General features: G+C 57.7%; 24 protein-coding genes. 9 read left to right on the forward strand and 15 right to left on the reverse strand.

The features are described from left to right. Positions 1-63: 63 nt before the first annotated feature. Together OKF39_RS09995 and yeaG are read right to left on the reverse strand one after the other, a co-directional pair. Complete coding sequence (locus tag OKF39_RS09995) at positions 64-1,347, reverse strand: YeaH/YhbH family protein (protein WP_028012767.1); 1,284 nt, start codon at positions 1,345-1,347, stop codon at positions 64-66. A 74-nt stretch (positions 1,348-1,421) separates the two neighbouring features. Further along, positions 1,422-3,356: a protein kinase YeaG gene (yeaG, locus tag OKF39_RS10000; RefSeq protein ID WP_014883443.1), complete on the reverse strand. Its 1,935-nt coding sequence runs from the start codon at positions 3,354-3,356 to the stop codon at positions 1,422-1,424. A 430-nt stretch (positions 3,357-3,786) separates the two neighbouring features. On the opposite strand from yeaG, the gene OKF39_RS10005 reads away from it, so the two are divergent. Beyond that, complete coding sequence (locus OKF39_RS10005; protein ID WP_041910477.1) at positions 3,787-4,533, forward strand: MipA/OmpV family protein; 747 nt, start codon at positions 3,787-3,789, stop codon at positions 4,531-4,533. A gap of 78 nt (positions 4,534-4,611) precedes the next feature. Here OKF39_RS10005 and OKF39_RS10010 read toward each other — a convergent pair whose 3' ends face one another. Next, a complete protein-coding gene (locus OKF39_RS10010; RefSeq protein ID WP_219258962.1) occupies positions 4,612-5,496 on the reverse strand; it encodes a D-hexose-6-phosphate mutarotase in 885 nt (294 codons plus the stop codon). A gap of 75 nt (positions 5,497-5,571) precedes the next feature. Further along, positions 5,572-6,567, reverse strand: a complete 996-nt coding sequence (gene gapA, locus OKF39_RS10015; RefSeq protein WP_006809136.1) for a glyceraldehyde-3-phosphate dehydrogenase — start codon at positions 6,565-6,567, stop codon at positions 5,572-5,574. Positions 6,568-6,908: 341 nt separating this feature from the next. Here gapA and msrB point away from each other — a divergent pair, with 341 nt between their 5' ends. After that, a complete protein-coding gene (gene msrB / locus OKF39_RS10020) occupies positions 6,909-7,322 on the forward strand; it encodes a peptide-methionine (R)-S-oxide reductase MsrB (RefSeq protein WP_028012770.1) in 414 nt (137 codons plus the stop codon). A 41-nt stretch (positions 7,323-7,363) separates the two neighbouring features. Beyond that, complete coding sequence (locus tag OKF39_RS10025; protein ID WP_028012771.1) at positions 7,364-7,642, forward strand: YeaC family protein; 279 nt, start codon at positions 7,364-7,366, stop codon at positions 7,640-7,642. A gap of 59 nt (positions 7,643-7,701) precedes the next feature. On the opposite strand, the gene chiD is transcribed toward OKF39_RS10025, so the two are convergent. From chiD to sppA, 4 genes are all read right to left on the reverse strand, one after another. Next, complete coding sequence (gene chiD / locus OKF39_RS10030) at positions 7,702-8,958, reverse strand: chitinase ChiD (protein ID WP_479983734.1); 1,257 nt, start codon at positions 8,956-8,958, stop codon at positions 7,702-7,704. Positions 8,959-9,130: 172 nt separating this feature from the next. Beyond that, positions 9,131-9,772 (reverse strand): bifunctional nicotinamidase/pyrazinamidase, encoded by a 642-nt coding sequence (gene pncA / locus OKF39_RS10035; protein WP_479983735.1) that lies wholly within the window; start codon positions 9,770-9,772, stop codon positions 9,131-9,133. Between the two features lie 9 nt (positions 9,773-9,781). Beyond that, positions 9,782-10,798 (reverse strand): asparaginase, encoded by a 1,017-nt coding sequence (gene ansA / locus OKF39_RS10040; protein WP_028012774.1) that lies wholly within the window; start codon positions 10,796-10,798, stop codon positions 9,782-9,784. A gap of 63 nt (positions 10,799-10,861) precedes the next feature. Continuing rightward, complete coding sequence (gene sppA / locus OKF39_RS10045; RefSeq protein WP_028012775.1) at positions 10,862-12,718, reverse strand: signal peptide peptidase SppA; 1,857 nt, start codon at positions 12,716-12,718, stop codon at positions 10,862-10,864. A 167-nt stretch (positions 12,719-12,885) separates the two neighbouring features. Here sppA and OKF39_RS10050 point away from each other — a divergent pair, with 167 nt between their 5' ends. The 3 genes from OKF39_RS10050 to OKF39_RS10060 all read left to right on the forward strand — a co-directional run bounded on the left by OKF39_RS10050 (position 12,886) and on the right by OKF39_RS10060 (position 16,509). Beyond that, entirely contained in the window at positions 12,886-13,437 is a 552-nt protein-coding gene (locus OKF39_RS10050) for an NAD(P)H nitroreductase (protein ID WP_045261605.1), read from the forward strand. Positions 13,438-13,553: 116 nt separating this feature from the next. Next, the gene (selD, locus tag OKF39_RS10055) at positions 13,554-14,597 is read left to right on the forward strand and encodes a selenide, water dikinase SelD (protein ID WP_028012777.1); all 1,044 of its coding nucleotides are present in this window, start codon (positions 13,554-13,556) and stop codon (positions 14,595-14,597) included. Positions 14,598-14,601: 4 nt separating this feature from the next. Further along, on the forward strand, positions 14,602-16,509 hold the full coding sequence (locus OKF39_RS10060) for a DNA topoisomerase III (protein WP_479983736.1): 1,908 nt from the start codon (positions 14,602-14,604) through the stop codon (positions 16,507-16,509). A gap of 53 nt (positions 16,510-16,562) precedes the next feature. Here OKF39_RS10060 and OKF39_RS10065 read toward each other — a convergent pair whose 3' ends face one another. Both OKF39_RS10065 and gdhA read right to left on the reverse strand, forming a co-directional pair. After that, positions 16,563-17,738 carry an IS4 family transposase gene (locus OKF39_RS10065; RefSeq protein ID WP_232929599.1) on the reverse strand — a complete coding sequence of 392 codons (1,176 nt, stop codon included), beginning with the start codon at positions 17,736-17,738 and terminating at the stop codon, positions 16,563-16,565. Positions 17,739-17,868: 130 nt separating this feature from the next. Next, positions 17,869-19,212, reverse strand: coding sequence for an NADP-specific glutamate dehydrogenase (gdhA, locus tag OKF39_RS10070; RefSeq protein WP_028012779.1), 1,344 nt, complete (start codon positions 19,210-19,212; stop codon positions 17,869-17,871). Between the two features lie 227 nt (positions 19,213-19,439). Here gdhA and OKF39_RS10075 point away from each other — a divergent pair, with 227 nt between their 5' ends. Then, positions 19,440-19,712 carry a YnjH family protein gene (locus OKF39_RS10075; RefSeq protein ID WP_028012780.1) on the forward strand — a complete coding sequence of 91 codons (273 nt, stop codon included), beginning with the start codon at positions 19,440-19,442 and terminating at the stop codon, positions 19,710-19,712. Here OKF39_RS10075 and OKF39_RS10080 read toward each other — a convergent pair. Next, on the reverse strand, positions 19,672-20,088 hold the full coding sequence (locus OKF39_RS10080) for a pyrimidine (deoxy)nucleoside triphosphate diphosphatase (protein ID WP_063153846.1): 417 nt from the start codon (positions 20,086-20,088) through the stop codon (positions 19,672-19,674). The two genes, OKF39_RS10075 and OKF39_RS10080, sit on opposite strands and share 41 nt — an antisense overlap. A 75-nt stretch (positions 20,089-20,163) precedes the next feature. Here OKF39_RS10080 and OKF39_RS10085 point away from each other — a divergent pair, with 75 nt between their 5' ends. Together OKF39_RS10085 and OKF39_RS10090 are read left to right on the forward strand one after the other, a co-directional pair. After that, positions 20,164-20,733, forward strand: a complete 570-nt coding sequence (locus tag OKF39_RS10085; RefSeq protein WP_047368340.1) for a carboxymuconolactone decarboxylase family protein — start codon at positions 20,164-20,166, stop codon at positions 20,731-20,733. Beyond that, entirely contained in the window at positions 20,726-21,343 is a 618-nt protein-coding gene (locus OKF39_RS10090; protein ID WP_479983737.1) for a CDP-alcohol phosphatidyltransferase family protein, read from the forward strand. The genes OKF39_RS10085 and OKF39_RS10090 overlap by 8 nt, the downstream gene beginning before the upstream one ends. Here OKF39_RS10090 and OKF39_RS10095 read toward each other — a convergent pair. From OKF39_RS10095 to OKF39_RS10110, 4 genes are all read right to left on the reverse strand, one after another. Beyond that, positions 21,340-22,647, reverse strand: a complete 1,308-nt coding sequence (locus OKF39_RS10095) for a sulfurtransferase (protein ID WP_479983738.1) — start codon at positions 22,645-22,647, stop codon at positions 21,340-21,342. The two genes, OKF39_RS10090 and OKF39_RS10095, sit on opposite strands and share 4 nt — an antisense overlap. Positions 22,648-22,720: 73 nt before the next feature. Beyond that, positions 22,721-23,341, reverse strand: coding sequence for an ATP-binding cassette domain-containing protein (locus OKF39_RS10100; protein WP_063438321.1), 621 nt, complete (start codon positions 23,339-23,341; stop codon positions 22,721-22,723). Continuing rightward, the gene (locus OKF39_RS10105) at positions 23,341-24,870 is read right to left on the reverse strand and encodes an ABC transporter permease family protein (protein WP_045261597.1); all 1,530 of its coding nucleotides are present in this window, start codon (positions 24,868-24,870) and stop codon (positions 23,341-23,343) included. Before OKF39_RS10105 ends, OKF39_RS10100 begins: the two co-directional genes overlap by 1 nt. Then, positions 24,843-26,003, reverse strand: a complete 1,161-nt coding sequence (locus tag OKF39_RS10110) for an ABC transporter substrate-binding protein (RefSeq protein ID WP_479983804.1) — start codon at positions 26,001-26,003, stop codon at positions 24,843-24,845. Before OKF39_RS10110 ends, OKF39_RS10105 begins: the two co-directional genes overlap by 28 nt. Positions 26,004-26,018 lie beyond the last annotated feature (15 nt).

Here is a 26,018-nt window from a genome sequence, read left to right on the forward strand (position 1 = left end):
CTACATTAGCACGGGATAAACGGGGTCGAAAGAAAACAGCCAGCGGATTCGCTGGCTGTTGGGTTATGCGTTGCTGGTAGCAGATTGCTTGTGGAATAGCTCCCTGAACACAGGATAAATATCATCCTGATCGCGGATATGCTGCATGGCAAAGTTATCGAACATGGACTGCAGATGTTCATATTCCCGCCACAGGGTCTGGTGGGCGCGACGGGTGATTTCGATATAGCTATAGTAACGCACCACCGGCAGAATTTTCTTCGCCAGGATCTCGTGACACAGCGGTGAGTCGTCGGCCCAGTTGTCGCCATCCGACGCCTGGGCGGCATAAATGTTCCACTGCGCCGGGTCGTAACGCTCTTTCACTACTTCATCCATCAGCTTCAGGGCGCTTGATACGATGGTCCCCCCGGTCTCCTGGGAGTAGAAGAACTCATGTTCATCCACCTCTTTGGCCTGGGTGTGATGGCGGATATAAACCACTTCCACGTTCTTATAGGTTCTGCTCAGGAACAGGTAGAGCAGGATATAGAAACGCTTCGCCATATCCTTGGTGGCCTGGTCCATCGAGCCGGAGACGTCCATCAGACAGAACATCACCGCCTGGCTGGAGGGTTCAGGACGTTTTTCGTAGTTCTTGTAGCGCAGGTCGAAGGTATCGATAAACGGCACGCGGTCGATCTTCGCTCTTAGCTCGGCAATCTCTTTACGCAGGCGCTCCTCTTCCAGCAGCTGCGCCGGCTCCGTGTTTTCCACGACCTTCAGGCTGCTCTCCAGCTCGCGCAGTTCGCGACGTTTGCCTGCCGTCATGGCCGTGCGGCGCGCCAGAGAATTCTGCAACGAACGCACAACGCTGATATTGGCGGGCACGCCGTTAGCGGTATAGCCCGCGCGATGGGTTTTATACTCGTTAAGCTGACGATGCTGATTCTTTTTCAGGTTCGGCAGCGCAAGGTCCTCAAACAGCAGGTCGAGATATTCATCTTTCGAAATCTGGAAAACGAACTCATCCTGGCCTTCACCGTCCTGGCTGGCCTGCCCCTGACCGCTTCCTGAACCACCGCCGCCGCCCTGAGGGCGCTCAATTCTGTCGTTCTGAACGAAGTGGTCGTTACCTGGATGAACGCGATGGCGCAGGCCGCCGCGCCCCTGATGAAACATCGGTTCGCTGATGTCATCAGTAGGGATGGAGACAGACTCGCCGCTGTCGACGTCGGTCACCGAGCGTTTGTTGATGGCCTCGGAGATCGACTGTTTAATTTGCGCTTTATAACGGCGCAAGAAGCGCTGGCGGTTCACCGTGCTCTTGTTTTTGCCGTTAAGACGCCGGTCAATAAACCAGGTCATATACCCCCCGTACTGCATTTGCCAACTTGCGTTTTTGTTGGCCCGGCAGGCGCAGGCGCTACCGGGCACTTGTTTTAGGACGATTTACGCACGCGCAGATACCATTCGCAGAGCAGGCGAACCTGTTTGCGGGTGTAGCCTTTTTCCATCATACGGTCGACAAAATCGTCGTGTTTCTTCTGCTCGTCGGTTGAGGTTTTGGTGTTGAACGAGATCACCGGCAGCAGCTCTTCGGTATTGGAGAACATTTTCTTCTCAATAACCGTGCGCAGCTTCTCGTAGCTGGTCCAGTTCGGATTGCGCCCGTTATTATGCGCTCTGGCGCGCAGGACGAAGTTCACAATCTCATTACGGAAGTCTTTCGGGTTGCTGATCCCGGCAGGCTTCTCGATTTTTTCCAGCTCCGCGTTCAGGGATTCACGATCAAACAGCTGGCCGGTATCCGGGTCGCGGTACTCCTGATCCTGTATCCAGAAGTCAGCATAGGTGACATAGCGGTCGAAAATGTTCTGCCCGTATTCTGAATAGGATTCCAGATAGGCCGTCTGGATCTCTTTGCCAATGAACTCGGCATATTTCGGGATCAGGTAGCCTTTCAGGAACTCAAGGTAGCGTTCAGCCTGCTCCTGCGGGAACTGCTCGCGCTCGATTTGCTGCTCCAGGACGTAGAACAGATGAACCGGGTTGGCCGCCACTTCCGCGTGGTCGAAGTTAAAGACCCGGGAGAGGATCTTAAACGCGAAACGCGTGGAGAGGCCGTTCATCCCTTCATCAACCCCGGCGTAATCGCGGTATTCCTGGTACGATTTCGCTTTCGGGTCGGTATCTTTCAGGCTTTCACCGTCGTAGACGCGCATTTTCGAATAGATGCTGGAGTTTTCCGGCTCTTTCAGACGCGACAGGATGGAGAAGCGCGAGAGCGTTTCCAGCGTGCCCGGAGCGCATGGCGCATGCACCAGCTCACTGTGGTTAAGCAGTTTTTCGTAAATTTTGATCTCTTCGGAGATCCGCAGGCAATAAGGCACCTTGACGATGTACACGCGGTCAAGGAAGGCCTCATTGTTTTTGTTATTACGGAAGGTTACCCATTCCGATTCGTTCGAGTGGGCGAGAATAATCCCGTTAAACGGCAGGGCGGAGATACCTTCCGTCCCGTTGTAGTTACCTTCCTGGGTCGCCGTCAGCAGAGGATGCAGCACTTTGATCGGTGCTTTAAACATCTCGACGAATTCCATAATCCCCTGGTTGGCGCGGCACAGCGCACCGGAATAGCCATAGGCATCCGGGTCGTTTTGTGCGAAGTTTTCCAGCTTACGGATATCGACTTTACCCACCAGCGCCGAGATATCCTGGTTGTTCTCATCACCCGGTTCGGTTTTGGCGATAGCGATCTGCTCCAGTATGGATGGCCACACTTTCACGACGCGGAATTTGGTGATATCACCGCCAAATTCGTGCAGGCGTTTTGCCGCCCACGGCGACATAATGGTGCCGAGGTAGCGACGCGGGATGCCAAACTCTTTATCCAGAATTTGCGCATCTTCCTGCGGGTTAAACAGGCACAGCGGATGGTCGTTCACCGGGCTGCGTTCGCCGTTGGCGCTCAGCACGTAAATCGGTACGCGCTGCATCAGCGACTTCAGGCGTTCAGCCAGCGAGGATTTACCGCCGCCGACGGGGCCGAGTAAATAGAGGATCTGTTTCTTCTCTTCCAGACCCTGGGCGGCATGCTTCAGATAGGAGACAATCTGTTCAATGGCATCTTCCATACCATAGAACTCTTCGAACGCCGGATATCGGGCGACCACCCGATTCGAAAATAGACGGGAAAGCCGTGGCTCCAGGGCAGTATCAACCATGTTTGGCTCACCGATAGCCATCAATAGCCGTTCTGCCGCATTGGCATAGGCACTGCGATCTTGCCGACAAATGGTAAGAAACTCCTGCAGTGTGAACTCTTCGTCCTTGGCAGCTTCGTAGCGCTGGCGATAGTGATCGAATATATTCATGGCATGCCGTCCTTTCGTTTTTTAGCACAGGATAAGAGCCGTTCGTATGAGTAGTGGAGGCTCCCGGAAGAGAATCTCTCGCACCCCACTGCCAGAGCAGCAACCTGTGTGCCAGGTCAGACGCTAAGAACCGCAGGTGTTCAGGAAAACTCTTCTTAAATTTAAGCGTAGATGGCATTTGCCAAACTTGCATGCTGAGAAAAACTAATTTCAATGACATATCAATAACTCATCCAAAAATTTCCACCCTGGTTATAAGGCTTAAGCACGTTTTTCATTCAGCGGTCATATAAATGAAAGCGGGTTGTCATCTGAAAAGTTAAAAATAATGGGTTAATCAGACTGATTAGCAGGCAAAAAATTTTGGGATGTACGGGAATGGCGGTTACACTTCACCCGCTGATTATTTGACTACAGGAAAGAATGGATTGTGACCAAACTCAAACTTCTGGCATTGGGCATCCTTGCCGCGACCGCAGTTAGTACCGCTCAGGCGGAAAGTCAGTGGACGGTGGGTGCGGGCGTTGGCGTCATTAACAGCCCATACAAACAGTATGACCGCGATGTTTATCCTGTACCCGTTATCACCTATGAAGGCGATAACTTCTGGTTCCGCGGTCTCGGCGGCGGCTACTATCTGTGGAACGATACGGCCGATAAGCTTTCTATCATGGCCTACTACGATCCAACGCACTTCAAGCCAGGCGACAGCGACAGCCACGCGCTTCGCCAGCTCGACAAGCGCAAAAGCTCCATGATGGCCGGGCTTTCATACGTGCATAACACCCAGTATGGCTTCCTCCGTACGGCCCTGGCGGGTGATACGCTGGATAACAGCAACGGCTTTATCTGGGATCTGGCGTGGTTGTATCGCTATACCAACGGTGGGCTCACCCTGACGCCGGGTATCGGCGTGCAGTACAACAGTGAAAACTACAACGACTATTACTACGGCGTTTCTAAAAACGAGTCCCGCCGCAGTGGGCTGAAAAGCTACAGCGCCGATGATGGCTGGGATCCTTACCTGGAGCTGACCGCGAGCTATAACTTCCTTGGCGACTGGAACGTCTACGGTACCGGCCGTTACGAGCGTCTGAGCGACGAAGTGAAGGATAGCCCGATGGTTGATAAGTCCTGGGCTGGCATCTTCTCGGTGGGTGTGACCTACAAGTTCTGATTGTGCATTATAGTGGTGCAATCATTGCATCAAAACGGGGCGCTTGCGCCCCGTTTGCTTTGGTGTGGTGCAGCGACCTTATCGCTTAACGATGCGAATTGTCTGCCCTAAACGAGACGGCTTTTCCTCGCTCGCTTTCTGCGGGGTGGTTACGCAGGCCGTTTCCACACAGACGAACGTTTTGTAACCGTCATCAGGGATGTCGGCCATGCTGATGGAGAGTGCAGGCCCCGGGTTCCAGCCCACCACGTTGCTGTGATGGTGATGAACCACCTCAATGCCGCGGTTCAGAGCACCGTCGTGGATCACGCTGCACGCTTCCGGATGCAGATAGACGCGGTCAGTACGGTCAGGGAACGTCTGAACGCCGTCGCTCAGCTTACCTTCCTTCGCGTTATCAACTTTGTCGATAAAGGTATCGCCCAGGCCGCTCACCTTCACCGCATTGATGTCACCCACGTTGAAGTAGGTATGCAGGGCAGAGGTGGTCTCGAACTCGCCGTGGGCTTCCAGCTCAATCTCGCAGCTCTGACCCAGTTTGAAGCGGGCATACAGGGTGAAATCATGCGGCCACAGGGCGCGGGTTTCATCATTAGCCTGCAGCTCAAAGGTCAGCACTGCGCCGTTGTCATCTTCGTTATGCGCTTTCAGCGTCCACTGCTGGTTACGGGCGAAACCGTGAGAAGGCAAACCCGGCTGTACGGACGGGCCAAACCACGGCCAGCAGATCGGTACGCCGCCGCGAATCGCATCCCCTTTTTTGAACGAGGTGGCGTCACTCAGCCACAGCGCTTCCGCTTCGCCTTCCGGTTTCCAGGAGAGCAGGTGCGCGCCGTTCAGCGCCACGGAGGCTTTAACGCGCGGGTGGTCAACGACGATAACGTCGGCACCGTCAATCTGACGGCGGGAGAGCACAGGGGTAAGTTGTTCGACTACCGGAAGTGCAAAAATTTTATTTATCATTAAGCAATCCTCTGTCTAAAAAACAATAAAAAAGGCGACCGAAGTCGCCTTTTTGGATCAATCACTCATCTCAACTTATTTGGAGATGTGAGCGATCAGGTCCAGTACTTTGTTAGAGTAGCCGGTTTCGTTGTCGTACCAGGAAACCAGTTTCACGAAGTTGTCGTTCAGTGCGATACCTGCTTTAGCATCGAACACGGAAGTGCACACTTCGCCGTTGAAATCGGTAGATACAACGTCGTCTTCGGTGTAACCCAGAACGCCTTTCATTGGGCCTTCGGAAGCAGCTTTGATTGCTTTCTTAATTTCTTCATAAGAAGCAGCTTTTTCCAGACGAACGGTCAGGTCAACAACGGATACGTTAGGAGTTGGAACGCGGAACGCCATACCAGTCAGTTTGCCATTCAGTTCTGGCAGTACTTTACCTACAGCTTTAGCAGCACCGGTAGAGGATGGGATGATGTTCTGAGCCGCGCCACGGCCGCCGCGCCAGTCTTTGTGAGACGGGCCGTCAACGGTTTTTTGAGTAGCGGTGGTCGCGTGAACGGTAGTCATCAGACCTTCGATGATGCCGAAGTTGTCGTTGATCACTTTAGCCAGCGGTGCCAGGCAGTTGGTGGTGCAGGATGCGTTAGAAACGATGTCCTGGCCAGCGTAAGTTTCGAAGTTTGCACCGCGAACGAACATTGGGGTGTTGTCTTTGGAAGGACCAGTCAGAACAACTTTCTTCGCACCCGCAGTGATGTGTTTACGTGCAGTTTCGTCGGTCAGGAAGATACCGGTTGCTTCAGCAACAACGTCAACACCGATTTCGTTCCATTTCAGGTTAGCTGGGTCTTTCTCAGCAGTAACGCGGATGGTTTTGCCGTTAACAACCAGGTGGCCGTCTTTCACTTCAACGGTGCCGTCGAAACGACCGTGAGTTGAGTCGTACTTCAGCATGTACGCCATGTATTCAGCGTCCAGGAGATCGTTGATACCAACGATTTCGATGTCAGAACGTTTCTGAGCAGCACGGAAAACAATACGGCCGATACGGCCAAAACCGTTGATACCTACTTTGATAGTCATATATTCCACCAGCTATTTGTTAGTGAATAAAAGGTTGCCTGTAAAATTACAAAAACCTTACGCAGCGTCAAGCGGAATCGTGTCAATCATTGCGACAAATCAATCCTGTGACTAACGTTTGTGCGACTGACTCGCCTCACTTTCCCTTTGAGCTTGCAACCACATGGGGGCTGCGCCCGGAATTTTAAAGTCCTCGCAGGATAAAAATGTGAACGTGATCACAATTGCCTGACCGCCTTTTCGCGACACATAAGTTTAGAACAAAAGTGCACGCAAGGGTGTTAATGTTTTGTTAGAATCCGGGTTAAAAGATGTCTGTTTCTACAGCGAGATGTAAGCATATGTCGAACCAACATAACCCTGACGATCTGAAAAAAAACCTCACCGAAATGCAGTTTTACGTGACCCAGAATCACGGCACGGAGCCGCCATTTACCGGGCGATTACTGCACAACAAGCGAGACGGCGTCTATCACTGTCTGGTCTGCGATGCCCCGCTGTTCAATTCACAAACGAAATACGACTCCGGCTGCGGCTGGCCGAGCTTTTACGAGCCGGTGAGCGATGACGCAATCCGCTATCTGACCGACTCGTCGCACGGTATGGTGCGCACGGAAATTCGCTGCGGTAACTGCGACGCGCACCTGGGGCACGTCTTCCCGGATGGTCCTCAGCCAACGGGTGAGCGTTTCTGCGTGAATTCAGCCTCAATGAGCTTCACCGATGATGAAAACGGCGACCAGATTAAGGGTTGAAAAAACGATTCAGCAAATTATTCCTTTGAAAGGGAGAGATCGTGAATATTGAGGACATGATTAACGGGATGACCCCGGAAGTTTATCAGCGTCTGGTGACCGCCGTTGAGCTGGGAAAATGGCCGGACGGTGTGGCGCTCACGCCTGAGCAAAAAGAGAACAGTTTGCAGCTGGTGATGCTGTGGCAGGCGCGCAATAACACCGATGCGCAACACATGACTATCGACACTAACGGTCAGATGGTGATGAAGAGCAAGCGCGAGCTGAAGGAAGATTTTGGCATCACGCCGAAGCCGATTGCGACGATCAAAATGCAATAACGGTGCGGGTTGATGCTCTCACCAGGCCCTCTCTCTGTGGGAGAGGGCCTGGTGTCTTACTACTTATGCGGGATCCCGAGCGACTCCGCCAGCTGTTTCGCTAACTGATTATTGTCGTCCGCTCCGTACTCCCAGAACATCGCCCCGGCGAGACCTTTCTCTTTGATGTAGTCCGCCTTGATCGCGACAGAACGCGGATTCTCATACGAAATCGCAAACAGCGCGTTGCCATCGGCACCCTTTACCGAGAGCCACGGTACCTTCGCCCGGTCGTCCCAGTGCTCGGTAAAACGTTTCTGCGGATCGTTCAGCAGCTTCTTCACGATATCGTTGTACTTCACGTAGGTATCTTTAGCCAGGTCATAGCCGAGCGACTTAAACAGGGCGATCTCCTGCGGTCCAAAGTAGGGCTGTGTGACCGGATTTTTTTGCGCGTCCGGCTTGCTCCAGTCAATGCCCGGTTCAACCGCACGTTTCGGTACGCGGCCGTAAAAACCGATCCCGAGGTTCATCTGCTTCGGCTTAAGTCCGGCGGCCAGATAGTTGTTCACCACAAAATCGACGCTGTATTTGTCGGCGGCAGCCACCGTTGGCCAGGCGCTGGAGTCATACAGGTTCGCGTTGAAGTACTGTGTCCCGTACGCCATGTCGTAGGTCATCAGGTTGATGTAGTCGAGGAGCGGGGCGATGGCTTTGACATCCACCCAGCTTTTCGGACTTTCCGCATTCGCGCCCACCGCAATGGTCACCAGCTTTTTCTGCCCGAACGCGTCGCGCATCTCTTTCAGCAGGGCGGTGAAGTTTTCCCTGTCGGCGGGCTGGCTTGCAACCAGCCCCCACGCGCCGTTGACCGGATATTCCCAGTCGAGATCGATCCCGTCCAGACCGTATTTCTCAACAATTTCCTTCGCGGAGCGGATAAACACCGCGCGACTCTCCTGGGTTGCCGCTGCGCCAGAGAAACCGCGCGCGCCCCAGCCGCCAACGGAGAGCAGGACTTTCAGGTTCGGGTTTTGTTTACGCAGGGTCGGGATAAGGGCCAGATCGGACGCCACTTTTGGCGACAGCCAGATTTGATGCAGCTTCGCCGGATCTTTCAGCGCGGGGTTGGTCTCGTCTTTCTCGTTGTTATAAACAAGCCCAAACGAGTAGTTCAGATGGGTGATCTGACGAACGTCCAGTTTATTGATATCGCCACCCGGTCCGGCGGTGACGTCGCCACCCCCGTTAAAGTAGCCCACGGACATCAGAGGTGCGGCGGAAGCAAGCGACGCGCAAAGCAAGGGTAATGCTGCCAGCAGGGGCAAACGTTTCATACAAGTTCCTCTTTGACTTAATAAAAATAACCACGCCACAGAAAAGGCGTGGCGAAAAAACAGCCTGAAGAGAATAGCATTGCCGCTTCGCTGAGGATGCGAGGGAGTTCACTTTATGGGGATTGGGGAGGGGTTTTGCCGGGTAAGCGTCAGCGCCACCCGGCTTAAAAGGCTACGCCTGCGTTTCCAGCCAGTCTGCCAGCGTATACAGCGTGGCACCTTCGGCGGCCATATCCATAAACGCCTGGGCGCTGTCCTGTGGTTGGATGTTCACCCCACGGCAGCTGTCGGTGATGACGCTAACGGTATAACCCAGCTGGAGCGCGTCCAGCACGGTAAACTTCACGCAGTAATCCGTCGCCAGACCCAGCACGATCAGCTCCGTGATTTCATGGTGACGTAACCACGCGTCCAGCGCCGTCTTCTGGCGATGCCCGTTATCGAAAAATGCGCTGTAGCTGTCGATAGCCGGGTTTTCACCTTTATGGAACACCGCGTCGATGGCCTTCTGATTCAGGAGCGGGTGTAGCTCCGCTCCTTCGGTCTGCTGTACGCAGTGATCCGGCCAGAAGGTTTGCGCCAGACCGTCGAGTTCACCCTGGGTGAAAGGCTCAACGTTGTGCTGGCTGGCAAAGCTGCCGTGGTTCGCCGGGTGCCAGTCCTGGCTGGCGACAACCGCTTCACCGCGGGCTTTGCACCAGTCAATCAGGGTATTTGCCACGTCAACGGTGCTGTCACCTTCGGCGACGGCCAGCGCGCCGCCCGCGCAGAAATCATTTTGCAAATCGACCAGTAGCAGGGCGCGTTGCTTCATGAGAGCTCCTTATTCGTCCGGGGTCAGCTCGCCACGCAGGTTTTGCATCATTGCGCGGCGAATGGACTGAATGTCCAGATCCTGACTCAGTAAATAGTGAAGTTTAGTCAGCGTCGCCTCAACGGTCATATCGAAGCCGCTGATCACCCCCGCGTGCGCCAGCGCGTTGCCAGTGGCATAACCGCCCATATTGACCTTGCCAGACATGCACTGGGTCAGGTTTACCACCACAATTCCGCGCTCGCTGGCTTCCTGAAGCTCCTTCAGAAATTCGCCGTTCTGCGGAGCGTTGCCGACGCCATAGGAACGGAGGATCAGCGCTTTCACCGGCTGGCGAAGGAAGTTGCGCACCACGTCCGCGGAGATGCCCGGATAAATGGTGACCACGCCAATCGGCTGCGGGGTAATCGGATGCACAATCAGCTCGCCGGCGGTGTTCGGTGCCGGAGGCGTTCCCAGACGACGGATATGAATACCCGCTTCCAGCAGCGGCTGCAGGTTAGGGGAGGCAAAGGCATCAAAACCGTCGGCATGGGCTTTCGTGGTGCGGTTGCCGCGATACAGGCGATTGTTAAAAAACAGCGACACTTCGTTGATCGGGTAATTCGCCGCCACGTACAGGGAGTTCAGCAGGTTGATCTGCCCGTCCGAGCGCAGCTCCGCCAGCGGTATTTGCGACCCGGTGACGATCACCGGCTTGCTCAGGTTCTCCAGCATGAAGGAGAGCGCCGAAGCGGTAAACGCCATGGTGTCGGTGCCGTGCAGGATCACGAAGCCGTCGTACTGGTCGTAATGGGCTTTAATGTCATCCGCGATGTGCTGCCAGTCTTCCGGCGTCATGTCGGAGGAGTCCATCAGCGGCTCGTATTCGTGGATGGTGAAGTCAGGCATTTCCGGACGGTGGAATTCAGGCATCAGCGCAAGCTGACGCTGCAGATGGCCGGAGACGGGGATATAGCCATTTTCAGAGCGCTGCATACCGATGGTACCGCCAGTGTAGGCTACATAAATCGATTTCTTCTGCATGGTAGTGAGTTCTTGTTCTTCAAAAGAAAAAAATCCCCTCTTCACGGGAAGAGGGGACGGTTTTTAACGGACGTTCGCGCAGGTCAGGCAAAACGCGTAACGACTTTGTGGATCGTTAAAGGCCGCAAGCTTATCGCTTTCCGCCTTCATCGCTTTCGCAGCCGTGGTCACCGGGGCCGGCAGGTACGCCTGCAGCGCCTCCGGCAGCATGGCGCGTACGGAGACGGACATGCTGTCCATCACCATATCGAAGAACGACGGTTCGTCCTGATAATACTCAACGTGCCACTGCTTGAGCTTCGCCAGTTCGGCGGCTTTCTTCACCGCGTCGTCGAAGTCGCCCAGGCTGTCGACCAGACCGTTACTCTTCGCATCCTGTCCGGTCCAGACGTGGCCCTGAGCAATCTGGTCGATCTGTTCCGGCGTCTTCTTACGCGAGTCGGCAACCAGCGTGATAAAGCGTTTATAGCCGTTCTCAATGCTCAGCTGCATCATCTCTGAAACTTCCGGCGGCAGAGATTTGGTCATCGACACATCCGCCAGCGGCGACGTGGAAACACCATCGGTATGCACGCCCAGATAATCCAGGCTGTTTTCCACGGTGTTAATCACCCCGAAGATGCCAATCGAGCCGGTCAGCGTGCTTGGGTTCGCCACAATATAGTTGGCAGGCGTGGAGATCCAGTACCCACCAGACGCGGCCATGCCGCCCATGGATACGACGATCGGCTTGCCAGCGGCACGCGCTGCGGCCAGCTCGGCGCGGATCACTTCGGAAGCGCTAACGCTGCCGCCAGGGCTGTTCACCCGCAGGACAATCGCTTTCACTTTCGGGTCAAGGCGTGCATCGCGGATTTGCGACGCGGTAGTATCACCGCCGACGTTCCCCGGGGTTTCCTGACCGTCCATGATAGCGCCGTTAGCAAACACCACGGCTACGCTGTCGCCGCTGTCGTCCGGCTTTTTCGCAGCATAGTCATACATGCTGATGGCGCTGTAGTTTTTGTCCTCTTTGCTCCAGCCAAACTGTTTGGTCAGGGCTTTTTCGATATCTGCACTGGTGCCCAGCGCGTCAACCAGCTTGTTGTCGAGCGCATATTTCGCGGTATCACCGTCGACCTTGCGCAGTCCATCCAGCACGCCGCGAGCGCCAGGGAACACCTGCTCAGCGGTAATTTGACGGTTAGCGGCAACGGTACCCAGATAGTTCTGCCACAGCTCGCCAATCCAGCGGCTGTCCGCTTCACGGGCGGCAGGGGACATATCGTCGCGGATAAACGGCTCCACGGCAGATTTATAGGTGCCGACGCGGAAGACGTGGGTGGTTACCTTCAGCTTGTCGAGCAGCGATTTGTAGTACAGGCCGTTGGTGGCAAAACCGTGCAGATCGACCGTTCCCTGTGGCGAAAGCCAGATCTTATTGGCGAAGCTTGCCAGATAATATTGCCCCTGGCTGTAGCTGTCGCCCACGGCAATCACCGGCTTGCCGCTGTCGCGGAATTCGCGCAGCGCTTTACCGATGTACTGCATAGAAGGCTGGTCGCCGCCGGCAAAATCTTTCAGATCCAGCACGATCCCGGTGATGTTTCGGTCGTCTTTGGCCTGACGGATAGTATCGACGATATCGAACAGGGAGTTCTCCTGCAGGCGGTCTGACGTCGCGCCAAACAGCTGGCGGCCGATCACCCCCAGACGATTGCTGGTGGACGGTTTATCAACGATCACGCCGGTGATATCGAGTAACAGGGCCCCACGAGTCGAATGCTGCGCCTGATTCGCGTTGCTGATATGCATCCAGATGCCCGCGCAAACCAGAACCAGCAGGATGAAGAAGATGTTCATCACCAGGTTGCGGACGAAGTTGAGCAGTCGCCACGTCCATTTAAAGAAACCGGCAAAGATTCGCCAAAGGGTTCGCATGTATTCTCCCTAACCAGAAAATGACTGTTTCCGTCGCCACTGGACGGTAATGTTGGGTTATCGTAATGACCCAACCGCCACTTGTCAGCAGGAATCGCCTGCCAGGCTGTAACAAAATCTGCCGTCGTGTTAATTTTGTGAGTAAATTTCAAGAAAGGAGTTAACCAATGGATGCACTCGAACTGCTTGTTAACCGTCGTAGCGCGTCACGTCTGGCCGAACCCGCCCCTGCGGGCGAGCAGCTGGAAAACATTCTGCGTGCCGGCATGCGTGCGCCGGATCATGGCACGCTGCAGCCGTGGCACTTCTTTGTGATTGAAGGCGAAGGCCGCGATCGCTTCAGTCAGCTGCTGGAGCAGGGGGCGGTTGCCGCCGGGCAGGATGAGAAAGGTATCGACAAGGCGCGTAACGCGCCGTTCCGCGCCCCGATGATTATCGCTGTCGTGGCGAAATGCCAGGCCGACCATAAGGTGCCGGTCTGGGAGCAGGAAATGTCTGCCGGCTGTGCAGTGATGGCGATGCAGATGGCCGCCGTTGCGCAGGGTTTTAACGGTATCTGGCGCACCGGGCCGCTGACCGAGAGCGCCGCAGTGCGGGCAGGATTCTCCTGCGGTGAGCACGACAAAATTGTCGGTTTCCTTTACCTCGGCACCCCGCAGCTTAAAGCCTCCAGCACCATTAGCGTGCCGGACACCACGCCTTTCGTCAGCCGTTTTTAATTACACGCGCTAAACTGTCTGGATTCTGAGCATCCGCCGCAGAATTCAGACAGTCATACTTACCTCTTTATGGAATGAGCGCTACCATAGCGCGATTGAGATGACAGGAGACGTCCATGAGCGAGCAAACCATTCGTTTAACGCAGTACAGCCACGGAGCCGGTTGCGGTTGTAAAATTTCCCCGAAAGTGCTGGAGACCATTCTGCACAGTGAACAGGCGAAGTTTGTCGACCCGAACCTGCTTGTCGGCAACGAAACGCGTGACGATGCGGCGGTTTATGACTTAGGTAACGGCACCAGCATTATCAGCACCACTGACTTCTTTATGCCGATTGTTGATAACCCGTTCGACTTCGGGCGCATCGCGGCCACCAACGCCATCAGCGATATCTTCGCCATGGGTGGTAAGCCGATCATGGCCATCGCCATTCTGGGCTGGCCGATCAACACCATTCCACCGGAAATCGCCCGCGAGGTGATTGATGGCGGGCGTTTCGCCTGCCAGCAGGCGGGGATTGCGCTTGCCGGCGGCCACTCGATTGATGCGCCAGAGCCGATCTTCGGCCTGGCCGTTACCGGCGTGGTGCCGACCGAGCGCGTGAAGCGCAACAGCACCGCGCAGGCGGGCTGCAAGCTGTTCCTCACCAAGCCGCTGGGCATTGGCGTGCTCACCACCGCTGAGAAAAAATCCCTGCTCAAACCGGAGCACAAAGGTCTGGCGACGGAAGTCATGTGCCAGATGAACCTCGCCGGCGCGGCGTTCGCCAATATCGACGGCGTAAAGGCGATGACCGACGTCACCGGTTTTGGCCTGCTGGGGCACCTCTCTGAAGTGTGTCAGGGGGCGGGCGTGCAGGCGCAGGTCTGGTATCAGGACGTGCCGAAGCTGCCTGGCGTGGAAGAGTACATTGCCCAGGGCGCGGTTCCGGGCGGTACCCAGCGCAACTTCGCCAGCTACGGTCACCTGATGGGCGAAATGCCTGAGGCGTGGCGCAACCTGCTGTGCGATCCGCAAACCTCCGGCGGCCTGCTGCTGGCCGTCACGCCGGAATCCGAAGCCGAGGTTCAGGCAACCGCCGCCGAGTTTGGCATCACCCTGACGGCGATCGGCGAACTGGTGACCGCCCGCGGCGGCCGACCGATGATTGAGATCCGTTAATTCGATGCGGTTGTTTATTGCCGAAAAGCCGAGCCTGGCCCGTGCCATCGCCGACGTGCTGCCTAAACCGCATCGCAAAGGCGACGGCTTTATCGAATGCGGTAACGGGCAGGTGGTCACCTGGTGTATCGGCCACCTGCTTGAACAGGCGCAGCCGGACGTCTACGACAGCCGCTACGCCCGCTGGAACCTCAAGGACCTGCCCATCGTGCCGGAAAAGTGGCGTCTTCAGCCTCGTCCGTCCGTCACCAAACAGCTCAACGTCATCAAGCGCTTCCTGCATGAGGCAACGGAGGTGGTCCACGCAGGTGACCCGGACAGAGAAGGGCAGCTGCTGGTGGACGAAGTGCTGGACTATCTTGAGCTGGCGCCGGAAAAGCGCCAGCAGGTGCAGCGCTGCCTGATCAACGACCTCAACCCGCAGGCCGTTGAGCGGGCGATCTCGCGCCTGCGTTCCAACAGCGAGTTTATTCCGCTGTGCGTCTCTGCTTTAGCGCGCGCCCGAGCGGACTGGCTGTACGGCATCAACATGACCCGCGCCTACACCATCCTCGGGCGCAACGCGGGCTATCAGGGCGTACTCTCCGTGGGCCGCGTGCAGACGCCGGTGCTGGGGCTGGTGGTGCGTCGCGACGAAGAGATCGAGAACTTCGTCGCCAAAGATTTCTTTGAAGTGAAAGCGCATATCGTCACGCCTAAAGACGAGCGCTTTACCGCCGTCTGGCAGCCGAGCGACGCCTGCGAGTCGTACCAGGATGAAGAGGGGCGTTTGCTGCATCGTCCGCTGGCGGAGCATGTGGTTAACCGCATTACCGGCCAGCCGGCCATCGTTACCAGCTATAACGATAAACGGGAATCAGAACCCGCGCCGCTGCCGTTCTCCCTTTCTGCTCTGCAGATTGAGGCCGCGAAGCGCTTTGGCCTCAGCGCGCAGAACGTGCTGGATATCTGCCAGAAACTCTACGAAACCCACAAGCTGATCACCTACCCGCGTTCGGACAGCCGCTATCTGCCGGAAGAGCACTTTGCCGGACGCCACTCGGTGATGAATGCCATCGGCGTCCACGCGCCGGATCTGCTCCCGCAGTCCGTCGTTAACCCGGACACCCATAACCGCTGCTGGGATGACAAAAAGGTCGATGCCCACCACGCGATTATCCCGACGGCGCGCGCCAGCAGCGTCAACCTGACCGACAACGAAGCGAAGGTCTATAACCTGATCGCCCGTCAGTACCTGATGCAGTTCTGCCCGGACGCGGTGTTCCGCAAGTGCGTCATCGAGCTGGAAATTGCCAAAGGCAAGTTTATCGCTAAAGCGCGTTTCCTCGCGGAAGCGGGCTGGCGCACGCTCCTCGGTAACAAAGAGCGCGATGAGGAGAACGACGGCACGCCGCTGCCGGTGGTCGCTAAAGATGACGAACTGCTGTGCGAGAAGGGCGAAGTGGTTGAACGTCAGACCCAGCCGCCGCGCCACTTCACCGATGCGACGCTGCTGTCGGCCATGACCGGGATCGCCCGCTTTGTGCAGGATAAAGATCTGAAGAAGATCCTGCGCGCCACCGATGGACTGGGTACGGAAGCAACCCGCGCGGGGATCATCGAGCTGCTCTTTAAGCGAGGTTTTCTTGAGAAAAAGGGGCGCTACATCCACTCAACGGAACCGGGCCGGGCGCTCATACACTCTCTGCCGGAGCTGGCCGCAAGGCCGGACATGACCGCGCACTGGGAATCCGTGCTGACGCAAATCAGCGAAAAGCAGTGCCGCTATCAGGACTTTATGCAGCCGCTGGTGGGGACGCTTTACCAGCTGATCGATCAGGCGCGCAGCACGCCGGTGAAGCGGTTCAGAGGCATGGTTGCACCCGGTGGTGGCGCGAAGAAACCGTTCAAAAAGAAAAAGAGCGCGGCTTGATACGCCCGGTTTTCTCCCTCTCCCTGTGGGCTGAGGGATCCCCAGTAATATGGTCATGCCTCCATGACCATATTACTGTACTCTTTTCCCAGCTTTTTCATCTCGTTACCTATATTCAGCCGCCTCACTTTTCCAGGTTCATGCCGGAGCACTTCTTCTGCCAGACTCAGGTAAGACAGCACCCGCCTGTGCCTGATACTGCTTGCCTGATAATGCCAGTGTAAACACTGCCTTTCTGCCCTGTAACCTGCCAGCCACATCACCAGACTTGCCATCGCCGCGACCATATTCAGCACTTCCAGTCGCCCTTTTCCCTGGCTCCGGCTCAGCCTCAGACCGAACCCGAAGCGTGGGCTTTTGTCGTCCCGGAAGTTTTGTTCTATCTGCATTCGTCGGCTGTACAGGGCCATTATCTGGTGCGGTTCCAGCCCTTCTGCATTACTGAACAGCAGCCAGGGCTCCCGCGCACTGCTGCGGTGTTCCCGCTGTGTTTTTGGCATGCCTCCCTTTCCGCGACGCCCTGCCTCCGGGCGTTTGTGCAGATAAAACCGGCCGTAACAGGGGATACGGTGTTTACGGGACAGGACACCGTAACCCACGCAGACCGGTTGCCCGGTAGCCTCAAGCTCGCTGATTTTCATCCACTTTTTATCTCCGTCCAGCCGGAAGCTGATACAGCCCCTGACTCTGCCAGTGAAGCTCCAGCCCAGCTGACTTACATGCCGGAACCAGTCTGTCCGAAAGCCGGCATCCGTAAGGATGGTAATGGCTTTATCTTTCGGGATGGCAGCATGCAGGCGGTCAAGGAAGCGGCACTGGACATCACTGTTCTGCGCCAGCTCTGCGGGGACAACCTCACTCATAAGCGGAAGTGAACGACCATTACAGACCAGGCTTGCCCGCAGAAGATGCCAGTTCCTGTCATGCCAGCCGGTCCAGTCGACAGCGATAACGCAGAAGGGCATCAGGGAGGTGATGGTATGTGTGAGCAGGTGCTGAATGCGGGGAATATCACGGTGAAGGGCGGCATTACCCAGGGCACGGTCAACACGTTTAATTTTATTTTTGACGTGCGCCCTGCCGGGAAGGGTTCGCCCCAGGCTGGTCAGGGTCAGGGATGCGCCGTGGGTGAGCGCGACGGCCATGGAAACAAGGACATTAACCCGGAAGCTGTGAATGTCAGATAAAGACGCGGAGAAAAATTTCTGGCAGACTGTCTGTAAAGGCACGATGAGGTCTCTTCTGATTTGTTAGCGCAACCAGTAGATCACACTTCATCGTGCTTTTCATTTTTCTGGGGAACCCTCAGCCCTGTGGGAGAGGGCCTGGGTAAGGGCACCCGGCCGCACGATATAAACCTTAAATTACACCCTGCCCAATCATCGCATCCGCCACCTTCACGAACCCGGCGATATTCGCCCCGCGCACGTAGTTGGTTTGCGATGCCTCGCCGCCGTACTCGACGCAGGCATGGTGAATATCCAGCATGATGTGGTGTAAACGGGCATCCACTTTCTCCGCCTTCCAGCCGAGCCGCGCCGCGTTTTGCGCCATCTCCAGGCCGGAGGTCGCCACGCCGCCCGCGTTCGCCGCCTTGCCTGGCGCAAACAGCACGCCCGCCTCCAGGAACAGATCCGTCGCCTCGATAGTGGTCGGCATATTCGCCCCTTCCGCTACCGCCTTCACGCCGTTGCTAATCAGCGTGCGCGCGGCGTCCGCGTCCAGTTCGTTTTGCGTGGCGCACGGCAGGGCGATATCCACCGGCACGCCCCACGGCTGTTTGCCTTCCAGATACGTCAGGCCAAACTCCGCGGCATAATCGGCAAGTCGGCCATCGCGGCTGGCTTTGATTTCGCACAGGCGCGCCAGCTTCTCCGCCGTAAAGCCCGCTTCGTCCACTACCGTGCCTTTAGAGTCGGAGGCCGTCACCACGCGGGCACCAAACTGCATCGCTTTTTCGATAGCGTACTGCGCCACGTTACCGGAGCCGGAGACCGCCACGCGCATCCCCTCGAAACCTAAGCCGTGACGCTTGAGCATTGCCTCGGTGAAGTAAACCAGGCCGTAGCCGGTCGCCTCCGGGCGGATCAGGCTGCCGCCAAACGATAACCCTTTGCCGGTAAAGACGCAGGCGCTGTTGTTGGAGAGTTTTTTCATCATCCCGGCCATAAAGCCCACTTCGCGGGCCCCCACGCCGATATCCCCCGCCGGTACGTCGGTGTCCGGGCCGAGGTGGCGGTAGAGCTCGGTCATTAGCGCCTGACAGAAACGCATCACTTCGCCTTCGCTTTTGCCTTTCGGGTCGAAATCGCTCCCGCCTTTACCGCCGCCCATTGGCAGGGTGGTGAGTGCGTTTTTAAACGTCTGCTCAAAGCCAAGGAATTTCAGAATCGACAGGTTCACGGAAGGGTGGAAGCGCATGCCGCCCTTAAACGGACCGATGGCGGAGTTAAACTGCACGCGCCAGGCGCGGTTGACCTGTACCTGGTTGCGGTCATCCACCCAGGTCACGCGGAACTGGATCACACGCTCTGGTTCAACCAGACGTTCCAGCAGCGACAGTTGACGATAGCGCGGGTTTTCTTCAAGGAACGGCCAGAGGGTAGTCATTACTTCACGAACGGCCTGAGCAAATTCGCTTTGATGCGGGTCGCGCTGCTGAACATAGGCAAGGAAACTTTCCAGAGAGCGTGTCTGATCCATAGATATAAGAACCTCTTATAGTCATTAATGTATGTTGCTTATGCGATTTGTGTTGTTTTTTTGACTATACCACCCGTACCGCTTTGTGAAGCAAGCAGAAATGTGGACCGAAAGGGAAATTAATGACCCGGGCCGCGTCATAACAAAAAGCGATGGCGCGCTAAATTAAAGATTCTGCCCGATTTACCGTTATAGTCATTATCAGGACACAACAGGAAGAGAAGTCTATGAACCGTTACGTGATGGCCGCGTTATCATTGATGTTGACCGCAGGCGCGCAGGCTGACCGCATTCGCCCGGATGTAGAAGTGAACGTGCCGCCGGAGGTGTTTAGCTCCAGCGGCCAGCGCGCGCAGCCGTGTAACCAGTGCTGCATCTACCAGGATCAAAACTATTCTGAAGGGGCCGTCGTGAAGGCGGATGGCGTGCTGCTGCAGTGCCAGCGCGATGAACGTACCATCAGCACGAATCCGCTGGTCTGGCGTCGCGTAAAAGAATAAACGCCTCCAGCAGCGGAATATCCGCCGGAGCTAACGCATAACTGAAAGCCTCTTCCGGCGTACACCACGCCAGCGCGCTGTGGTAGTGCGCCGTTAACTCTCCGCTGAAGCGGGGTACGTGCCAGGCGTGCAGGTTGATTAACCGCTGTGATACCTCGCGCTGATGGCTCGCCACGTACTGCTCAGGCTGAGCCTCGATACCCAGCTCTTCACGCAGCTCGCGGATAAGCGCCTCAGGCTGGGTTTCTCCGGCCTCCACTTTGCCGCCAGCGAACTCCCACATTCCCGGCTGGTCGGCGTGAGCAGGGCGCTGCGCCAGTAAAATTTTGTCGTCTTTTTCGATGATAGCCGCAACGACATCGACTGTTTTTAGCATGGTCGTCAATACTTGATAGCGAAAAACGCCATATTATCGTGCCCTTTCAAAGAGTCCAGCCATCAGGAGAATCAGGTGAAAGAGACGTCCACCTGGGTAGAGCCCATCCCAACCCTTCCGGCGAGCGTAAAACCCATTGCCGCCATGCAGCAAAAACACTTCGGCGCCGTGCTGAACCCCACGCGCTGGTGGGGACGCATGCCGCGTCTGTTCTGGCTGGTCGCTTTGTTTGTGGGGTTTCTGGAGCGCAGAAAAGCGCGCCTGACGCCAGTGCTGCGCTCGCTGCTTATGACGCGCGTATCGCAGCTGTGCCACTGTGCGTTCTGTATTGACGCCAACAGCCTGCGTCTGGCCGAGCGCTGCGGCGCGCTGGATAAAGTCCAGGCCGTAAGCGGCTGGGCTGATTCTGACGTGTTCAGTGAACAGGAACGCGCGGCGCTGGCCTATGCGGAGGCGGTGACCGCCACGCCGCCCCGGGTGGATGAAGCAATCAAAACGGCGATGAAACGCCACTTTACGGATGATGCCATCACTGAAATAACGGCGCTCATTGCCTTTCAGAATCTCTCGGCCCGGTTTAATGCCGCGCTGGATATACCGGCACAGGGGCTGTGCGCCACGTTTAAAGGGAAGCCTGATGCTTGACCGTCACCTGCACCCGCGCGTAAAGCCCGCTCTGGACCGTCTGGTATCCGTGCTGGATAAGCCGGGCGTTACGCCCGACGGATTAACGCTTGCCGGGTTTGCCATCGGCCTGCTGGCGTTGCCGTTTCTGGCCCTCGGCTGGTATCCGGCGGCGCTGGCCGCCATCGTCCTGAACCGCATGCTTGATGGTCTGGACGGCGCGCTGGCGCGTCGGAGAGGGCTGACGGATGCGGGAGGGTTTCTCGATATCGCCCTCGATTTTCTGTTCTATGCGCTGGTGCCGTTTGGCTTTGCGCTGGCTGCACCCGCAGAGAATGCGCTGGCGGCGGCCTGGCTGTTGTTCGCGTTTATCGGCACCGGCAGCAGTTTTCTCGGATTTGCCGCGCTGGCGGCGAAGCACGATATCGACAACCCCGGCTATGCGCATAAGTCGTTTTACTATATCGGCGGGTTAACGGAAGGGACGGAGACCATCGCGCTGTTCGTGCTGTGCTGCCTGTTTCCGGCACAGTTTACGCTGTTCGCGTGGATATTCGGCGCGCTGTGCTGGTTGACCACCACAACGCGCATCTTGAGCGGCTACGTGACGCTGAAGTCACTCACCCGTTAGAGAGCACTCTCTGGTCCGCGCTCTCCGGCGGTGACCGGGTTCTGCGGGTGGCTGCTCCATTCGTACCAGCCGCCGTCATAGACGGCGATATTTTTCCAGCCCATCGCCCGGGCGTACATAAAGGCTTCGGACGCCCGCCAGCCGGTGCCGCAGTAAAACGCGACCTGCTGTTCCGGCAGAATATTCCAGCGCTTCCACTGGGCGGCGATGTCGTCAGCGCTGCGCATGGTGCCATCCGGGTTATGGAAATCCTCCATGTGGGTGGCATCGCTGCCCGCGTGACCCCAGCGGGCGCCGGCAATTTCACCTTTTGGCTTGATGTAGCTGTAGCCGCTGGTTTCGCCGATAAACTCCGGCCATGAACGAATGCTGACCAGGGAGGCATCCTGACGGTGCAGCATGCCGCGCGCCTGTTCCATATCCACCATCAGCTGCGGCTGGCCGGGGATCGGCGCGCCAAAATCAGGGGCAGGAGCCACTTTGCCGGGCGTACCGCGCTCAACCGGCAGACCGGCATCTGACCACGCCTTCCAGCCGCCATCGAGAAGGCGCACATCCTTCACGCCCGCGTAGAGCATGATCTGCGCCACGCGCGCGGCGGCATACACGTCGCGCCCGTACAGAATGACGGTGGTATCGTGACGGATCCCGTGCTTTGCCAGCATTGCTTTCAGCCTGTCGTCGGAGACTTTGTTCCACAGCGGCTCGCTTTCCACCTCGTTGGTGTCAATGTAGCCCGCGCCGGGAATGTGGTTAAGCAGGTAAAACTTCGGCGCGCCCCAGGCCGCCTCTATGACTTTCCATTCGCCCGCCGGCGCGGCGGTCACCGGTTTGCCCTGCTGAAGCCGGTGGATCCACTGCGGGTAAACCAACTGTTCAAAGTGGGGCAGGCGCTGCAGGCGGTCGGGCGTCTGCAGAGCATCGCTGAGCAGCGAAACGTGGCGGTAACCAGCTTTCTCCAGACGGGCTTTCACCGCCTGGTTATCGTTCTCGTCGCCATACAGCGCGATGGACGTCGCAGGGGTAAGCTGATGCTGTTTTGCCCAAAGTGCAATCTGCTCGTCGCTCATGGCGCTAAGCCAGGCGGCTGCCAGGTTGAGCGCAGCGGGTTCGTGCCCGGAAGGACCTCTGAGGGTCTGAGGCCAGCCGTTATAAAAGGCGCTGGGGCGGGTGTCGATTGCCGCGCCGTGCTGCGCCTGAAGCTGAGACAGCGTCATCGCGTTGGCCATATCAGCAGCCTGAGAGGAAAAAGAGGCGAGGCCGCAGATCAGGGCCAGCGCGGTCAGTTGAGAAACACGTTTCATCGAATAACCTGACGTCAGTAAAAGAGGGGGGCATTGTCGTCTCTCCCGAAACGGAAAACATTGCGTTAGCACATTATTGCCAGCGAGAAATCTCCATCACCTTGCCGCCGGGCGGAATATCGTCCTCGTCATGGGTGACCAGCACCACCGGAATATTGCGCGCGCGGACGGCGTCAAATACCCATGCCCGGAACGTCGTGCGTAACGCTTTATCAAGGCGGCTGAACGGTTCGTCCAGCAGCAGCGCCTGCGGCTCTGCGAGCAGGGCGCGCAGCAGGCTCACCCGGGCGCGCTCTCCGCCGGAAAGGGTGGCCGGATCGCTGTCGTAATGACCGCCAAGCCCGGCGGAATCCAGCGCCTGCTTGACCGCTTCCCGCCGTGCGCGTCCCGCGATCCGCTCAGGCAAGGCCAGCAGCAAATTTTGCCCAACGCTGAAAGGGTCGAACAGCAGCGCGTCCTGAAAAAGAATCCCCAGACCGCGGGATTCGACGGGCAAACCGTCGCAGCGGCGTTCGCCGATCCACAGTTCGCCCCGCGCCTGAAAATCCTCTGACAGCGCGCCGACCATCCAGGCAAAGAGGGTCGATTTGCCGCTGCCGGACGGCCCCATCAGGGTGACAATCTCCCCGCGGGGTACGCAAAAATTGACCTTGCGGAAAAGCGGTTCGATGGTGAGATCGTTGACCTTCAGCATTAACGTAATCCTTGACGGTAGCGGCCCGCGAGCCGGGATAACAGCGCAGCAAGACCGAATACGACGCCCGTAACAAGCAGTAATCCCAGGGCACGGTTAGCGAGAACCGGGATGCTGCCTCCGCTGCTGAGCGCGACGGTCTCGGTGGTCAGCGTGGCGAAACGTCCCGCGCCCAGCCACAGGGTCGGCATATATTGGGCCATGCTGACGGAAAAGCCGGTGGCAAAGGCCAGCAGCGCAGGACGCACCAGCAGGGGACATTTCAGCAGGCAGAAAATTTTTGCCCGCCGCCAGCCGAGCGTTCTGGCGGTAAGGATAAGCCGGGGATCGATCCGCCGCCAGGCGGGCTGCAGCACCAGTAGCATCCACGGTAGCACCCACAGCAGATGGCTCCAGAGGACGGCGATAAAGCCTCCGTCGAGACCCAGATGCAAAGCAATCGCGTATTGCCCGGTGACGAGCGGCAGTGCCGGAAGGGCGAGCGGTAGCCACACCCACGCCGCGCCGCGCTGCGGCCCCCATTCCAGCCAGAGAAAAATGACGATCAGGGCGATAAGGCTCGAAAGCAGACCGAAGGAGAGGCTGGTTCCCACGGGACCTACGTCGTCCCGCTGCGCCAGCATCAACAGCACGGCGGCGCAAAGGAGGCCGCATGCGGGCAAAAAGCCGCTGAATGCGCGTTCAGGCAGGACGAGATGCAACCTGCGGCGCGTCCCGCTCAGGTCCGGAATCGCGCGACGCCAGACCTTCCACAGGCCGTACCCCAGCGCGGCAAGCGCGGCCAGCAAAAGAAGGAGCACCAGGCACAGCAGCGTTCCTTTCACCTGCTGCTGCGCGTCGCCCTGGCTCAGCCACTGCCAGGCCAGCACGGCCAGCGTGGGCGGGTTGCCGGGCCCGAGAACGATCGCTACGTCCACAACCGACAGCGACCACGCCAGCACCGCCAGCATCACCGCCCCGAGGACGGGCGCGATCGCCGGAAGGATCAGCCAGCTGAGCGTCTGAAAACGCCCGTAGCCAAAGGTTTGCAGGACGATCTTCTGCTGCGCGAGCCCTTTTTCCGGCAGCACGGCGTAAATGGCCCACAGCACGAATGCGCTCTCTTTGACCGCGAGCGTCAGGCCCAGCCCTACGCCGTAGCGGTCAAACGGCGGCGAACAGACGGTACAAACCTGATAAAACAGTCCGCCCTCGGCAAACAGCAGTAGCGCGCTGGTGGCGAAGGCCACGTGGGGGATCGCCAGCAGCCACGGCAGGCGCGTGCTGAGGCGCCGCCAGCGGGTGCCGGGCCAGAAAAGAGCCACGAGGGAAAGGGCGATAAACAAGGCCCCCAGCGTAGCGATAAGCGTTGAGACCAGCGTGGCAACGGCTGCCTGCGGCAACTGAGGATCGTTTAGCAGCCGCTGCCAGTTCGTCACGGAAAAGGCCGGCGCGAACAGCACGGTGCCAGCGGGCAGGATCGGCAGATAAATCACCGTCATCGCCAGCCAGACAAGCCAGCCTAACGGGTGCCGTAACGACGCAGCCATTCCTGCTCCAGCGCGTTCACCCACGCGGACTGCGGCTCCGGGAGCACCTTCGGCAGCCCCTGAGGCGTGTGGGCCTGCAGCTGTTTCGCTTCACCTTCAGGCAGCGTTTTCGCATCCAGCACGCTCGGATCCCCCCAAATGGCCGGGTCGGCCTTGCGGATCTGCGCCTGCGGCGACAGCAGGAAATTGGCGACCATTTTCGCCCCCGCGCTCGCGCTGGCATTAGCCGGAATAGCTACAAAATGCACGTTGCCGAGCATCCCGTCGCGAAAACCAAAGCTATAGCTGTCGGCAGGCAGTTCGCCGCTCGCCACTTTTTGCTGCGCATGCGCCGGGTTAAAGGTCAGCGACAGGTTCAGACTTCCGCTGGCGAGCAGGGCATCCATCCGGGCGGGTGAGGGAGGGAAGTCTTTTCCGTCACGCCACAGCAGCGGGTGCAGTTTATCGAGGTAGGCCCAGAGCGGCGCCGTAACCTGGGCAAACGTATCATCAGGCGCTTTTTGTAACGCCTCGGGATGCGCTGTAAGCGTCAGCAGCAGCTGCTCAAGAAAGGCCGTGCCGGTAAAATCGGGTGGGCGAGGATAGCTCACCTTGCCCGGGTGCTGCTGCGCGAACGCCAGCAGCGCCTGCGGATCCTCCGGCGGCATTGGCATGCTGGCTTTGCGGGCGATAAAAGTCAGCTGCGCGCCGCCCCACGGCGATTCCGCCCCGTCGGTTGGAATCGCAAAATCTTCCGTAACGGGTTTACGGGTATCGACATAGCGCCAGTTGGGCAGACTCTGCGCCCACCCGGTTTGCAGCAGGTTCGCCTCTTTTAGCGTGCGGAAGTTCTCGCCGTTCACCCACAGGAGGTCGACCGAGCCGTTGGTCTTACGCCCTGCGGCGGCTTCCGTCTGAATACGTTTGACCGCATCGGCGGCATCCGCCAGCGGGACGATTTTTAGGGTGATGGCATAGTGCGTTTGCATCTCACCGCTGACCCACTCAAGGTAGCGGTTAACCGCCGGATCGCCGCCCCAGGCGTTAAACCAGACGGTCTGGCCTTTGGCCTGCTGTTGAATAGCTTGCCAGCCGTCGGCGGCATAGAGGGGGGCTGCCAGCAGCAGACCGGTCAGAAACGTGCAAAAACGCACACGGCGCATAATGCC

This window comes from Enterobacter cloacae complex sp. HYC042_NIDB, from assembly GCF_056673315.1.